Raw genomic sequence first — 13,899 nt, 5'->3', positions numbered from 1 at the left:
GTACCGCCGCGCAAGACGTCGCTGAAAGAGTCGCCGGCGTTGAGCCAGGTGAACCTGCTGTCGGGCGACATCAAAACACGCAAAGTCGCAATTCTTGCGGCTAACGGTGTGGATGGCGCAGCGATTGCGGCGTTGAAGAAAGCGCTGGCCGCCGAAGGTGCGCATGCCAAGGTGCTGGGGCCGACGTCGGCACCGGTGAAGACTGCGGATGGCAAGAGCCTGCCGGTGGATGCGTCGATGGAAGGCATGCCGTCGGTGGCGTTTGATGCGGTGTTCGTGCCGGGCGGTAAAGAGTCGATCAAGGCCTTGAGTGGCGACGGCGTGGCGTTGCACTTCCTGTTGGAGGCGTACAAGCATCTGAAGGCGATTGCGCTTGCCAGTGATGCCAAGCCGTTGCTGGAGCAGCTTAAGCTGGAGGCGGATGCGGGGTTGATCGTGGGAGCGGATGCCAAGGCGTTCAAGGCATTCTTTGCGGCGATTGCGCAGCATCGGGTGTGGGCGCGGGAGCCTAAGGCCAAGGCGATTCCGGCTTAAGCTTTTGGGTGTTTGTTAGACCGCTATCGCAGGCAAGCCAGCTCCCACATTTGACTGTATTCACAGTTCAAAAGGTGGGAGCTGGCTTGCCTGCGATGGCTTTACTCGGTTTTGCGCGGAATCAACACAACCTGCGCCGGGATGTGTTTCACAATCTGCCGGTGAATCTTCAGGTCATACGCCGAATCAATGCGCTTCACCCGTTTGGTCAGCAGTGTGGCCAGCCATGGGTAATCCTGGGTGCGCGGCGCCTGAATGGTCACGTCGCACTGGTAATTCACCACATCGGTGGCGATCGCATCCAACTGATGGCGAAGTTCTTCAATATCGGTGAGGTTCAACGCAACCGTGGTGCTTTGAGCCGCCGGGTCGATGACCTTGGCGGGTGGCTTGGCCTCGGCAGCTTTCAAGGCGGCTTCGGCTTTATCCAGCTCGGCTTTGCGGGCGTGGCTGATGGCGCTGTTGACGCCGCCAGTAAGCGCCGGAGCCTTGGGCATCAAGGCGCGTGCGCGGCTTAACGCCGTAGCGGCGGCATTTACATCACCTTTTTGCAATACGATCTGGCTGCGTTGCAAGTAGGCTTCGGCCAATTGGCGCTGGTAGGTTTCCAGGGCTGGGTCGTTGGGCGACTGGGCCTGTAATGCGGCCAGCTCGTCTTCGGCGGTGGCCAGTTCACTGCTGGCCAGGTTTTGCTCCAGCTGCGCGATGGCCGCAGCACGCGGGTCCTGCGCCTCGGGGGCGGCGGGCGGTGTGCTTTGGCAGGCGCCCAGCAGCAGGGAAAATGCGGCAAGGAGCAGATAACGGGAGTTGAACGGCTTCATTCCTGCGACTCTCTATTTGCGCAAAAAGCGAGCAAGTCTACACCCCTCGACGGGGCAGGACAAAACTCAGCAGAAACAGGGCGGCGGCCGTGACCACAATCGACGGCCCGGCCGGCGTGTCCTTGAACCAGGACAGCGCCAGGCCCCCGCACACGGCGAGCATGCCCAGCAGGCTGGCGCCGATCGCCATCTGCTCCGGTGAGCGGGCATGGCGCTGGGCGGCGGCTGCGGGAATGATCAGCAGCGACGTGATCAACAATACGCCGACAATCTTCATTGCGACAGCAATCACCACGGCGATCAACAGCATCAGGGTCATGCGCAGCGCCGGTACGGGCAAACCTTCGACGGTGGCCAGCTCTTCGTGCACGGTAATTGCCAGCAACGGGCGCCACAAGGCCACCAGCAGCACCAGCACAGCGGCGCTGCCGCCGAGGATCCAGGCAAGGTCAGTGGGGCTGATCGCCAGCAAATCGCCGAACAGGTAGGCCATCAGGTCGATGCGTACTTCATGCATGAAGCTCAGCACCACCAGGCCCAGCGACAGCGTGCTTGGCGCCAGAATGCCCAGCAGCGTGTCCGAGGCCAGCGGCTGGCGCTGTTGCAGGGTTACCAGCAGCACTGCCAGTAATAGGCAGCCCACAGTGACGGCGATGGTCGGGCTCACATCCAGCAGAAAGCCCATGGCCACGCCCAGCAGCGCGGCATGCGACAACGTGTCGCCAAAGTAGGCCATGCGCCGCCAGACCACGAACGAGCCCAATGGGCCCGCCACCAGTGCCAAAGCCAAGCCTGCCAGCAGGGCGTAGAGCAGAAAATCAGCCATGCTTGCAGCTATCTCCATGAACGTGGGGTTGAGGCGTAGCGGGATCGTCGACCACAGCGCCATGCAAATCATGGGCGTGATCGTGATGGTGGTGATAGATCGCCAGGCTCTGCGCGTTTTTGCCGAACAGCTCGACGAATGCCGGGTCGCCGCTCACCTGTTCCGGGTGGCCGGAGCAGCATACGTGGCGGTTGAGGCACACCACTTGATCCGTGGTGCTCATCACCAGGTGCAAGTCGTGGGAGACCATCAGCACGCCGCAGCCATGGCGGTCACGCAGGCGGGTGATCAGGCTGTACAGCTCGGCCTGGCCGGCAACATCCACGCCTTGCACGGGTTCATCAAGTACCAGTAGCTCGGGTTCGCGCAACAAGGCGCGCGCCAGCAGTACGCGCTGCATCTCGCCGCCGGAGATGCTCTGCACCGGGCTGTCGATAACCTGTTCGGCACCGACTTCCTTAAGCGCCGCTTGTGCGCGTGCGCGGTCGACGCCAGGCACCAGGCGCAGGAAGCGCAGTACCGACAGCGGCAGCGTTGGATCGACGTGTAATTTTTGCGGCATGTAACCGACGCGCAGCTTGGGCTTGCGCCACACGCTGCCGCTGTCGGGCTTGAGCAGGCCAAGCACGGCGCGCACCAGCGTGGTCTTGCCGGCGCCATTGGGGCCGATCAGCGTCACGATCTGCCCTGGCTCCACGCTCAATGCGATGTTATCCAGTACGTTTTGCCCGGCGAACGTGACCCCAACCTGCTCCAGGCGGATTAACGCGTTGCTCATCAAGCCCCCTGGCAACCGGAGCAGAGCCCGACCACTTCGACCGTTTGCCCTTCGACCTTAAAGCCCACGTCGGCGGAGCTTTTGATGATGGCGTCGCTGATGCTTTTTTGTTCAAGCTCGATGGCGGCGTGGCATTCGCGGCAGATCAGGAATTGGCCCTGGTGCGCGTGTTCCGGGTGGCTGCAGCCGACAAAGGCGTTGAGCGATGCGATGCGATGCACCAGGCCGTTTTCCAGCAGGAAGTCCAGCGCGCGGTACACCGTCGGCGGCGCGGCGCGGCGGCCGTCCTGCTCGCTGAGCACGCCAAGAATGTCGTAGGCGCCCAGAGGCTTGTGACTTTGCCACACCAGCTCCAGCACCCGACGACGCAGGGCGGTCAGGCGCAAGCCTTTCTGCGCGCACAGGGTATCGGCCTCCGGTGTACGCAGTGAGAGTGGTCGTGGGGACGGCTGGCAAGCGGTGTTTTAGGCATGAGCGGCGACAGACATTTGATAGAGACGTTATTATGTTACCTGTTCCTACGCCATTGAGTGGTCATCGTGTCCCGACTTTTTCCCGTTTTTGTCGTATTTGTCACCAGTTTGTTCATCACCGGGGCCGCTCAGGCTGAGGTCAAGGTGCTGACCAGCATCAAACCGTTGCAGTTGATCGCCGCCGCTGTGCAGGACGGCGTGGCGATTCCAGAGGTGCTGTTGCCGCCTGGCGCATCGCCGCATAACTATGCCTTGCGCCCATCCGACGTACGGCGCGTGCAGTCGGTAGACCTGCTGTATTGGATCGGCGCGGACATGGAAAGCTTCCTGCCACGCGTGCTCAAGGGGCGTAGCCTGCCGACCGTGGCAGTTCAAGACTTGCCTGGGATGAAGTTGCGTCGGTTCGCCGAAGATAGCCACTCGCATGCCGATGATGCCGACGAACACGACCACGATCACCGCCCTGGCAGCCTGGATGCGCACTTGTGGTTGTCGACGGTCAATGCCCGCGTGATCGCTGCGCGCATGGCGTCTGACCTCAGCACTGCCGACCCGGCCAACGCTGCGCGTTATCAGAGCAATGTGAAGGCGTTCGATGAGCGTCTGGATGCTTTGGATGCACGCTTGAAGGCGCGCCTGTCCACCGTCGGCGACAAGCCGTACTTCGTGTTCCACGAGGCATTTGATTACTTCGAAGACGCTTACGGGCTCAAGCACACGGGCGTGTTCAGCGTGGCCGCCGAAGTGCAGCCGGGCGCTCAGCATGTTGCCGCGATGCGTACGCGTTTGCAGGAAGTGGGTAAGACGTGCGTGTTCAGCGAGCCGCCGTTGCGTCCGCGTTTGGCCGAGACTTTGGTGGCGGGCTTGCCGGTGAAGTTGGCAGAGCTGGATGCGTTGGGTGGCTATACCCCGGCGACGGCGCAGGGTTATGAGCAGGTACTGGAAAAGCTGGGGAATGACTTGGCCGGGTGCCTGGAGTCGCTCTAACAGCCAACACAGAATGACTGTGGGAGCTGGCTTGCCTGCGATGGCGATGTCGAATGACACACCGCTATCGCAGCGGTGCGACGATTCGACAAGCCAGCTCCCACATTGACCGAGTCGAGTACTAGAGCGCGAACGGCAGGTGGACTGTGACCTGCTGGCGCTGCGCCAGCCGATGCTCGAACTCCGCCGGGTCATGGATCAACACATCCTGCCCGGCAAACGATTCTGCGGCGATCAGGCGTGACAGCCAGAAACGCACGCACGCAACGCGCAGCAGGGTCGGCCACAGCTCGGCCTCCTTGGCGGTAAACGGCCGCAGCCCCGCGTAGGCGCCCAGCAACGCGCGGGCGCGTTGCCCATCAATCACGCCATCGGCGTCGGAGCACCAGTCATTCAAGGCGATTGCCACGTCGTAGAGCATCGGGCCTGAGCAGGCGTTGTAGAAGTCGATCAAACCGGTGAGGTGGGTGCCTTCGAACATCGCGTTGTCGCGGAACAGGTCGGCGTGTACGTTGGCGCGCGGCAGGGCGAGGATGTCGGCCTTGTGGGCTTCGATTTCGCTCAAGGACGCTTGCAGCAGACGCTGCTGGGCTTCGTTCAGGTGTGAAATAAGCTGCGCGCCTTCAGTGAGCATCCACTCCAGGCCGCGATCGGTCTTGCGCTCCAGCACTTTATCGCCTTGCGTCGCCAGGTGCAGGTGGCCGAGCAGGTCGCCGACCTGGGCGCAATGCTGCGCGTTGGCGTCCTTTATGTGCTTGCCGGCCAGGCGCGGCTGCAACAGCGCCGGTTTGCCTTTGAGTTCGCGAAGCGCCATGCCATCGGTGGTACGCAGTGCGTAAGGCACCGGCAGGTCGGCGTCGTGGAGCACGTCTAGCAGTTCGATGAAGAACGGCATTTCCGCCACTGGGCCGCGCTCAACCAGAGTCAGGACGAATTCGCCCTGTTCCAGGCTGATAAAGAAGTTGGTGTTTTCGCTACCGGCGGCAATCCCCTGGAAATCAAGCAGGCGGCCGAGCCCGTAAGGGGCGAGAAAGGTTTCCAGCTCGGGCCGAGCCAGGGGGGTGAACACAGACATGTTTAAGCTGCCAGTACGGGCGCCGCAGTGCGCGGCGCCAATTTAAGTTAAGAAATCATTTCCATTCGAAGATCTTCCATGACGGGATCAGCATATCCGGCTGGTCAGAGCGGATGAAGTTCGCATCGGTTCCGTCCGCGCGCACCAGGAAATACGGTGGAAAGCCTTTTTGCGTCACCTTAATTGCGTACAGGAAGCCATTCTGGCGGTATTCCTGAATGGTCTTGTCGCCTTCCGTGCGAATGGTAACTTCCGGGTCGCCCGACGGCGCAGTATCCGCCGCCATGGCCACTATCGGGGTGAGTGCAATCAAGCCGGTCAACAACAGGCGATTTACTGTACGCATGATAACCTTGTCCCTTTGTCGTCATTGGTCCGGCTATTCTAGCGCCTGACCCGCCGAAAAGGTTGATCCTGCTCATGAGCCAAGCCCCCCTCGTCCTGGTGGACGGTTCTTCTTATCTGTACCGCGCCTTCCACGCGCTGCCACCGCTGACCACCTCCAAAGGCCTGCCGACCGGTGCGGTCAAGGGCGTGTTGAACATGCTCAAAAGCCTGCGCAAGCAGTACCCAAACAGCCCGTTCGCGGTGGTGTTCGACGCCAAGGGTGGGACCTTTCGCGATGAGATGTACGCCGAATACAAGGCTAACCGCCCCAGCATGCCCGATGACATGCGCCTGCAAATCGAGCCACTGCACCAGAGTGTGATCGCCCTGGGCTTCCCGTTGCTGTGCGTTGAAGGCGTCGAAGCCGATGATGTGATCGGCACCCTGGCCCGCAGCAGCGCGGCGGCTGACCGCCCGGTAGTGATTTCTACCGGCGACAAGGACATGGCGCAGCTGGTGGACGGGCACATTACCTTGGTCAACACCATGACCGGTAGCTCGATGGACATCGAGGGCGTGAAGGAGAAATTCGGTGTCGCTCCGGAGCAGATCATCGATTATCTGGCGCTGATGGGCGATTCGTCCGACAACATCCCAGGCGTGCCGGGGATTGGTCCGAAGACGGCTTCCGGCTTGCTGGTGGGCGTGAATGGCGGCATCAAAGAGCTGTATGAGCAGTTGGATATCGTGCCGACCTTGCCGATCCGCGGGGCCAAGACCCTGCCGGCCAAGTTGGAAGAGCATAAGGAGATGGCATTCCTGTCCTATCAACTGGCGACGATCAAGGTCGACGTGCCGCTGGATGTGGGCCTGGATGATTTGCACCTGATCGAACCGGACCGCGAAAAGCTGCTGGAGCTGTACACGCTGCTGGAGTTCAAGAGCTGGTTTGATGAAATTCAGCGCGATGCCAAGCGCGTTGAGCTCAAGGCTGCCCCTGTTGTTGAGGAGGCCATCGAAGTGGTGGCACCCGCAGAAGCGTCTTACACCACCATCCTCGACCAGGCGACATTCGACGCCTGGCTGAAAAAACTCAACGCGGCAAAATTGTTCGCGTTCGACACCGAAACCACCGGGATCGATGCGCAACAGGCGCAATTGGTCGGGGTTTCCTTTGCCGTGCAGCCCCATGAAGCAGCTTACATCCCGCTGACCCATTCCTACATCGGCGCGCCGCAGCAACTGGACCGTGACACGGTACTGCTGGCCTTGAAGCCATTGCTGGAGGACGCGACCAAGCTCAAGGTCGGCCAGCACGCCAAGTTTGATATGAACATCCTGGCCAACTGTGCCATCGGCGGCGACCAGGCCAACGGTATTACCGTGCGCGGCATCGCTTTCGACACCATGCTCGAATCCTATGTGCTGAACTCCACCGCGACCCGGCACGACATGGACAGCCTGGCCAAGAAGTACCTGGACTACGACACTGTCAGCTTCCAGGACATCGCCGGCAAGGGCGCCAAGCAGCTGACGTTCGACCAGATCCCGCTTGAGCAAGCCGGCCCTTATGCGGCCGAAGATGCCGACGTGACGCTGCGCCTGCACCAGGCTTTGCATGCGCAGCTTGAAGCCATTCCAAGCCTTGCCAGTGTGCTGACGGACATTGAAATACCCTTGGTGCCGGTGCTGGCGCGTATCGAGCGTCAAGGCGCATTGGTGGATAAGGCGCTGCTGGGCATCCAGAGTATCGAGCTGGGCAACAAGATGGTTGAGCTGGAGCGCCAGGCGTTTGAGATCGCCGGTGAAGAGTTCAACCTGGGCTCGCCCAAGCAACTCGGGGCGATTCTTTACGAGAAGCTCGGTTTGCCGGTATTGAAAAAGACCGGCAAAGGCCAGGCGTCCACGGCTGAAGAAGTATTGGCCAAGCTGGCCGAAGATGACTTCCTGTTGCCCAAGGTACTGATGCAGTACCGCAGCATGAGCAAGCTCAAAAGCACCTACACCGACCGCCTGCCGGAGCAGATCAACCCGCGTACCGGGCGTATTCACACGTCTTATCATCAGGCGGTGGCGGCGACCGGGCGTTTGTCGTCCAGTGATCCGAACCTGCAGAACATCCCGGTGCGCACCGCCGAAGGGCGGCGCATTCGCCAGGCGTTTGTCGCGCCTAAAGGCTACAAGTTGCTGGCGGCGGACTATTCGCAGATCGAGCTGCGGATCATGGCGCATTTGTCCAAGGACGAGGGGCTGATGAATGCGTTCCGTAATGACTTGGACGTGCACACCGCCACCGCCGCCGAAGTGTTCAAGGTTGAGCTGACAGAGGTCACGTCCAACCAGCGCCGCAGTGCCAAGGCGATCAACTTTGGCCTGATCTACGGCATGGGCGCGCAGAAGCTCGGCAAGGACATTGGCGTGGATACCAAGACCGCCAAGGCCTACATTGATGTGTACTTTGCGCGCTATCCAGGCGTGCGTGAATACATGGAGCGCACCCGCGCCCAGGCGGCCGACCAGGGTTATGTCGAAACCTTCTTTGGGCGTCGGCTGTATCTGCCGGACATCAACTCCAACAAGCCTCAGGAGCGCGCGGCCGCAGAACGCACAGCGATTAACGCGCCGATGCAGGGCACCGCGGCGGACATCATCAAGAAAGCCATGGTGCTGGTGGACAACTGGCTGACCGAGTCGGGCCTGGATGCCAAGGTGATCCTGCAGGTGCACGATGAATTGGTGCTTGAGGTGCGAGAGGATCTGGTGGCGCAAGTCAGCGAGAAGATCCGCGAGCATATGAGCGCGGCGGCCAAGCTTGACGTGCCTTTGGTGGTAGACGTGGGCGTGGGCGATAACTGGGACGAAGCACACTGACAGCGCGGCTCTGCCATTGCCGAGGGTGATGGCAGAGCGCTTTAGATCAAAAGGCGTCGCAGGTTATTTCCAATAGTTTTTTTGACCTGCCGGAACTTAACCCGTGAACTGCTACTCAGAGTTACTGAATGGGTGGTGAAGCCCTTCAATGCTCCTATGTTGTGTTAAGTGTTGGCAGATATCTGGACCCCGCCCTAGCGGTCCGGAACTTGGACCCCGAACTTCCCCTCCCCATACGAAGTCCGGGGTTTTTTTTGCCTGCGCAAAAGTTATTCGGCGATTTCCGCGCCCTTGTCAGCTAATTCCATCCAGCCGGCCAGCACGGTGTAAGCGTCTTCCAGGCCCATGCGCTTGGGCGCCGAGAACAACTGGATGGTGATCGCGTCGCCCCAACCTTTACGGATTTCGGACTGCACTTTGAGCAAGGTGTTCTTGGCTGCGCCGTAGGTCAGCTTGTCGGCCTTGGTCAGCAGGATATGCATCGGCATGTCGCTGGCGACGGCCCAATCGAGCATCAGCAGGTCGAAATCGGTCATTGGATGACGGATGTCCATCATCAGAATCAAGCCCTTCAAACTCTCGCGGCCACCCAGGTAAGCCTCAAGGTGACGCTGCCAGTGCAGCTTCAACGGGATGGGTACTTTTGCATAACCGTAGCCCGGCAGGTCGACCAGACGCCGATCATCGTCTAGCTTGAAGAAATTGAGCAGCTGCGTGCGGCCCGGGGTTTTCGAGGTGCGCGCCAGGCTGGCGTGGGTCAGGGTGTTCAGCGCGCTGGACTTACCGGCGTTGGAACGGCCGGCAAAGGCGACTTCAAAGCCCTCGTCATCGGGGCATTGGTCCACTTTGGCGGCGCTGAGCATGAACGTGGACTGTTGGCACAGGCCGAGGATGGGATTCTTGAGTTGCATGAGATTTCCGATGTGGGCGGTGCCGAGAAAGGGTGCGGCAAGCGGTGTCGTTTCCGTTTCAGTAGCGCCAGTATATAATGCCGCAGATTTTGTGTGTGCTTTGTCCCAGCGAAGGATGAAGTTCACGGGAGCGAAAGACCTTCATTGCGCATTAGAACGCAAAACGCTCTCAAACCCTGAAAAGGTCGATGTATGACCCGATGGTTATGCGCTTTTGGTGTCCTGATCGCGCTTTTAGGCGCTCAGGCTACACAGGATCCAGAGGCGCTGTACAACCGAGTTTGCATGGCTACGCTGATGCAACACGTGACTCAGGGTTTCAAGGCAATGCCGCCGCGTGGTTTGTGCATGGACTGCAGTACTGAGGATTACCAGGCCATCAACGCGTTGATGGTGAGTAAACCCGGTAGATAACTCTTAAACCCTTAGCCGTAGTTGGATTAGCTGATGAACAAACTGATCGTGAGTCTGCTGTTGACCTTGGGCATCACTGGCGCTGCCGTCGCTGCAGAGGGCCCCCTTAAAGGTGATGCCACTGCCGGTCAAGCGAAAGCCGCCGTATGTGGTGCTTGCCATGGACCGGATGGCAACAGCCCGGCGCCGAACTTCCCCAAACTGGCAGGCCAGGGTGAGCGTTACCTGACCAAGCAGATGCACGACATCAAGGACGGCAAGCGCACGGTGCTGGAAATGACCGGCTTGCTGACTAATCTCAGCGATCAGGACCTGGCGGACATCGCGGCGTATTTTGCCAGCCAGAAAGGCAGTGTGGGAGCTGCTGATCCGAAGCTCGTTGATAAAGGCCAGGCGTTGTTTCAAGGCGGCAAACTCGCTGAAGACCAACCTATCGGTGGCATGCCTGCCTGTAAGGCTTGTCACATCGCAGGTGGCAGTGGGCTGGCCGAGGCGGGTTTTCCCCACCTGAGTGGTCAGCACGCCCAATACACAGCCAAGCAGTTGAAGGACTTCCGCGAGAAGGTTCGCTCCATCGATGGCGATGCCAGCAACAAAATGATGACTGACATTGCGGCGAAACTTTCGGATAAAGATATCGAAGCGCTGTCCAGCTATATTCAGGGCCTGCACTGATTGGACCTGCGACGTTAACGCTCGATTAATCCATCGATGCAAGCATAAAAAGGGTGGCTTAGGCCGCCCTTTTTTGTGGCCGGTGCCGTTACACTAACGAACTCATGCCCGCGTAGACCTGTCACAACTAAAGGTCGCGTGAGGCGACTTTATTTGTCCAGGAGTAAAGCATGCGTAATCTGATCCTCAGCGCCGCTCTCGTCACTGTCAGCCTTTTCGGCATGACCGCGCAAGCTGCCGACGTGCCGCTTGAAGCCGGTAAAACCTACGTTGAATTGGCCAACCCGGTTCCGGTCTCGGAGCCAGGCAAGATCGAAGTGGTGGAGCTGTTCTGGTATGGCTGCCCGCATTGCTACGCCTTTGAGCCGACTATCAATCCTTGGGCCGAAAAACTTCCGTCCGACGTTAACTTCCGACGCATCCCGGCCATGTTCGGCGGCCCATGGGATGCCCACGGCCAACTGTTCCTGACCCTGGAAGCCATGGGTGTCGAGCACAAGGTTCACAACGCTGTATTTAATGCGATTCAAAAAGAAGGCAAGCGCCTGACCAAGCCTGACGAAATGGCTGACTTTGTTGCCACCCAAGGCGTCGACAAGGACAAGTTCCTGGCCACCTTCAACTCCTTCGCTATCCAGGGCCAAATCAAACAGGCCAAGGAACTCGCCCAGAAGTACGGCGTACAAGGCGTACCGACCATGATCGTCAACGGCAAATACCGTTTCGACCTGGGCACTACCGGTGGTCCTGAGCAAACCCTCAATGTTGCCGACCAACTGATCGCTAAAGAGCGCGCAGCCAAGTAAGGGGGCCATCATGCGCGGCTGGGGTACTGAACGTAGCGTTGGCCTGCATGAACCGCGGGTCAACGAACACCACCTGGAGTCCACGGGCTTGCCGGCAGACAGTCGTCTGCGGCTGCTCAGCTTCAATATTCAGGTGGGCAACAGTACCGAGAAGTATCGGCACTACCTCACCCGTGGCTGGCAGCATCTGCTGCCGCACAAAGGGCGTACCGGTAATCTGCAGAAAATCGGCGACCTGCTCAACGACTTCGATCTGGTCGCCTTGCAGGAAGCCGACGGCGGCAGCATGCGCTCCGGTTATGTCAATCAGGTGGAGCATCTCGCCCATCTCGGTGCTTTCCCTTATTGGTATCAGCAACTCAACCGCAACCTCGGGCGCCTGGCACAGCACAGCAATGGCGTGCTCAGCCGCTTGAAGCCGACAGCCATCGAAGATCACCCGTTGCCCGGCCCAAAAGGGCGCGGCGCGATTCTTGTGCGTTTCGGCGAAGGCCCGGAAGCCTTGGTGGTGGTGATGATGCACCTGGCGCTTGGAGCGCGTACACGCAACCTCCAGTTGGCCTACGTGCGTGATCTGATCGGCAACTACAAACACCAGGTGCTGATGGGTGACATGAACACCCATGCCACCGACCTGTTGCAGAATTCCCCGTTGCGCGACCTCGGGTTACTGGCGCCGCAAGTCGAAGCCACGTTTCCCAGCTGGCGCCCGCAACGCTGTCTCGACCATATCCTGCTCAGCCCCAGCCTTACACTGGAAAGTGTGCAGGTGCTGGCGCAGCCCATTTCCGATCACCTGCCCGTCGCGGTAGAGATTCGTCTGCCGGGTTCGCTCACGGCTGATGCATTACCCGCGTTGAGCCCAGGCCCACGCGGACCCCTTGCATGAGCGACGACGCCCAGCGCTGGAAAGAGAAATACCTTAAAAGCGTTGAGCAGCAAGATAAGCTCGAACGCCGCTGGGCTGCCCGCCTCGACCTGTTGCGCCGAGGCCTGGTGCGCAGCACGCTGGCGGCGGAAGGCACCGACCGTGCGGTTGATCAATGCATGAAAGAAATGCGCGATGTGGTGCGTACCGACGACATGGACGCTGCCCTCGCCGCCTTGCTGCCACGCCTGGAAAAAGCCGTGCTCGACTCGGAGCAGCGCCGCGAAACCCGGGTCGACCAGATCAGCACTGCGCTGACTGCCTTAGTTGCGCAGTTGCAGAAACTGCCTCTGCCGCGTGAAGTCGCCCGCCCGCTGAAAACCTTCGCCAAACAGCTTGATGGCCGAGTCGGCCAGGCGCGTGAGATCCCGCTGCTGCTCAGCGAATTGAGCAGCCTGCAAGGGCAGGCGCTAAATAACCTGGAGCCTGAAGGCGAAGCTGCGCGCCCTGGACCAGGCCTGCTGCAACGCCTGTTTGGTGCAAAGGATGTGTCGAATGAGGCGTCGGTGGTTGAATCTGCCCCGCTCTATGCACCGCAACCGCCGGCGTCGAAACCTGCTGCTGCCAAAGCCGCGCCCGAGCCACTGGAGCCCGTGCAATCCGAAGAGCTGACCCAAGCCTTGCGCGCTTTTGCGCCATTGCCGGTAACGCCGGCCGCCGCGCAGCCTGAACCCGCTGAGCCGGTCAAAGTGGCTGAAGTCGCCCGCGAAGCCTTTGCCTTTGAGGCACCGGCGCCGGAGCAAGCCCCCGTCGGGCCTGACGAAGTCTCTGAGCCAGAGATGCCCGAGCCAGCACTAGAGGAAGCCGCGCCCGAAAGCGCCCTTGCTGCATTTATCGAAGAGCCGCAGGTTGAGGTCGACACGCCAGATCAAACGCTCATAGGCAGCCTGTCGCTTCCGCCCGTGCTGGAACCCTGCGAGCCCGATCCCGATGCGCTGCAACCGGACGGCACCTACGCCCTGCCCGACTCCCCCGAGCCGTCCTACAGCTCGGTCGCCAAGCATATCGAAGACACCTTGCTTGGCTTGCTGGAGGATCTGTCCTTACCCGAGCGCCACCGGCCCCAGGCCGAAGCCATGCGCGAGCGCTTGGCCCACGGCTTGAACTGGTACGAATTGCTGCCGATCCTCGATGACCTGGCGGTGCTGATGCTGGCGATTACCGACAGTGGCCAGCATGAGTTCGAGGCCTACCTCAAGCAGCTTAATGAACGCCTCGAAGCCTTCCAGGGCCATCTGCAGGTGGCCAGTGAGGGGCACGCCGACAGCCGCTCGGCCGCACGGGAGCTGGATACGCAGATCCGTGAACAGGTCGACGGCCTGCAAAGCAGCGTGCAGGAAGCTGCTGACCTGGACAGCCTCAAGCATGTGCTGGAAAGCCACCTTGAAGGCTTGCTCGGCACCATGGACGAACACCGGCAGCAGCGTGACCAGCGCGAGCAGGAAGTCGCGGCGCGGCTCAAAAGCCTGGCCG

Annotated in this window: 14 protein-coding genes and 1 pseudogene; 8 read left to right on the top strand and 7 right to left on the bottom strand. The window is 60.4% G+C overall.

Going from position 1 to position 13,899, the window contains the following annotated elements:
• The coding region (locus tag FEM54_RS09660) for a DJ-1/PfpI family protein (protein ID WP_171045815.1) at positions 1–534 on the top strand (534 nt) is incomplete at its 5' end.
• Between the two features lie 101 nt (positions 535–635).
• Here the strand turns inward: FEM54_RS09660 and FEM54_RS09655 are convergent.
• The 4 genes and pseudogenes from FEM54_RS09655 to FEM54_RS09640 all read right to left on the bottom strand — a co-directional run bounded on the left by FEM54_RS09655 (position 636) and on the right by FEM54_RS09640 (position 3,431).
• Positions 636–1,355 carry a PA5502 family lipoprotein gene (locus tag FEM54_RS09655; RefSeq protein ID WP_017139101.1) on the bottom strand — a complete coding sequence of 240 codons (720 nt, stop codon included), beginning with the start codon at positions 1,353–1,355 and terminating at the stop codon, positions 636–638.
• Between the two features lie 37 nt (positions 1,356–1,392).
• Positions 1,393–2,181 (bottom strand): zinc ABC transporter permease subunit ZnuB, encoded by a 789-nt coding sequence (znuB, locus tag FEM54_RS09650; protein WP_017139100.1) that lies wholly within the window; start codon positions 2,179–2,181, stop codon positions 1,393–1,395.
• Entirely contained in the window at positions 2,174–2,959 is a 786-nt protein-coding gene (gene znuC / locus FEM54_RS09645; RefSeq protein ID WP_017139099.1) for a zinc ABC transporter ATP-binding protein ZnuC, read from the bottom strand. Before znuC ends, znuB begins: the two co-directional genes overlap by 8 nt.
• Positions 2,959–3,431, bottom strand: a pseudogene (locus FEM54_RS09640) (Fur family transcriptional regulator). Before FEM54_RS09640 ends, znuC begins: the two are co-directional and overlap by 1 nt.
• Positions 3,432–3,489: 58 nt before the next feature.
• Between FEM54_RS09640 and FEM54_RS09635 the strand changes: the two are divergent.
• Positions 3,490–4,419 carry a zinc ABC transporter substrate-binding protein gene (locus FEM54_RS09635; RefSeq protein ID WP_138450628.1) on the top strand — a complete coding sequence of 310 codons (930 nt, stop codon included), beginning with the start codon at positions 3,490–3,492 and terminating at the stop codon, positions 4,417–4,419.
• 121 nt (positions 4,420–4,540) lie between these two features.
• On the opposite strand, the gene FEM54_RS09630 is transcribed toward FEM54_RS09635, so the two are convergent.
• Complete coding sequence (locus FEM54_RS09630; RefSeq protein WP_017139094.1) at positions 4,541–5,494, bottom strand: homoserine kinase; 954 nt, start codon at positions 5,492–5,494, stop codon at positions 4,541–4,543.
• Between the two features lie 55 nt (positions 5,495–5,549).
• Positions 5,550–5,840 carry a DUF2782 domain-containing protein gene (locus FEM54_RS09625; RefSeq protein ID WP_017139093.1) on the bottom strand — a complete coding sequence of 97 codons (291 nt, stop codon included), beginning with the start codon at positions 5,838–5,840 and terminating at the stop codon, positions 5,550–5,552.
• A 74-nt stretch (positions 5,841–5,914) separates the two neighbouring features.
• Here FEM54_RS09625 and polA point away from each other — a divergent pair, with 74 nt between their 5' ends.
• Positions 5,915–8,692 (top strand): DNA polymerase I, encoded by a 2,778-nt coding sequence (gene polA / locus FEM54_RS09620; RefSeq protein WP_099550161.1) that lies wholly within the window; start codon positions 5,915–5,917, stop codon positions 8,690–8,692.
• Positions 8,693–8,961: 269 nt separating this feature from the next.
• On the opposite strand, the gene yihA is transcribed toward polA, so the two are convergent.
• A complete protein-coding gene (gene yihA, locus FEM54_RS09615) occupies positions 8,962–9,603 on the bottom strand; it encodes a ribosome biogenesis GTP-binding protein YihA/YsxC (protein WP_138450626.1) in 642 nt (213 codons plus the stop codon).
• A 192-nt stretch (positions 9,604–9,795) separates the two neighbouring features.
• Between yihA and FEM54_RS34600 the strand changes: the two genes are divergently transcribed.
• The 5 genes from FEM54_RS34600 to FEM54_RS09585 form a co-directional block, all read left to right on the top strand.
• The gene (locus FEM54_RS34600) at positions 9,796–10,017 is read left to right on the top strand and encodes a cytochrome (protein ID WP_017139090.1); all 222 of its coding nucleotides are present in this window, start codon (positions 9,796–9,798) and stop codon (positions 10,015–10,017) included.
• Between the two features lie 33 nt (positions 10,018–10,050).
• A complete protein-coding gene (locus FEM54_RS09605) occupies positions 10,051–10,692 on the top strand; it encodes a c-type cytochrome (RefSeq protein ID WP_017139089.1) in 642 nt (213 codons plus the stop codon).
• A 170-nt stretch (positions 10,693–10,862) separates the two neighbouring features.
• Positions 10,863–11,498, top strand: coding sequence for a thiol:disulfide interchange protein DsbA (gene dsbA / locus FEM54_RS09595; protein ID WP_017139088.1), 636 nt, complete (start codon positions 10,863–10,865; stop codon positions 11,496–11,498).
• Positions 11,499–11,505: 7 nt separating this feature from the next.
• Complete coding sequence (locus FEM54_RS09590) at positions 11,506–12,387, top strand: endonuclease/exonuclease/phosphatase family protein (RefSeq protein WP_370589433.1); 882 nt, start codon at positions 11,506–11,508, stop codon at positions 12,385–12,387.
• On the top strand, positions 12,384–13,899 hold a 1,516-nt coding region (locus FEM54_RS09585; protein ID WP_138450624.1), incomplete at its 3' end, for a hypothetical protein. The genes FEM54_RS09590 and FEM54_RS09585, both read left to right, overlap by 4 nt.

This window comes from Pseudomonas edaphica (assembly GCF_005863185.1).
GTDB lineage: Bacteria > Pseudomonadota > Gammaproteobacteria > Pseudomonadales > Pseudomonadaceae > Aquipseudomonas > Aquipseudomonas edaphica.
The sequence above is the reverse complement of the archived record's forward strand: the minus strand, read 5'-3'. Positions and strand labels throughout refer to the sequence as shown.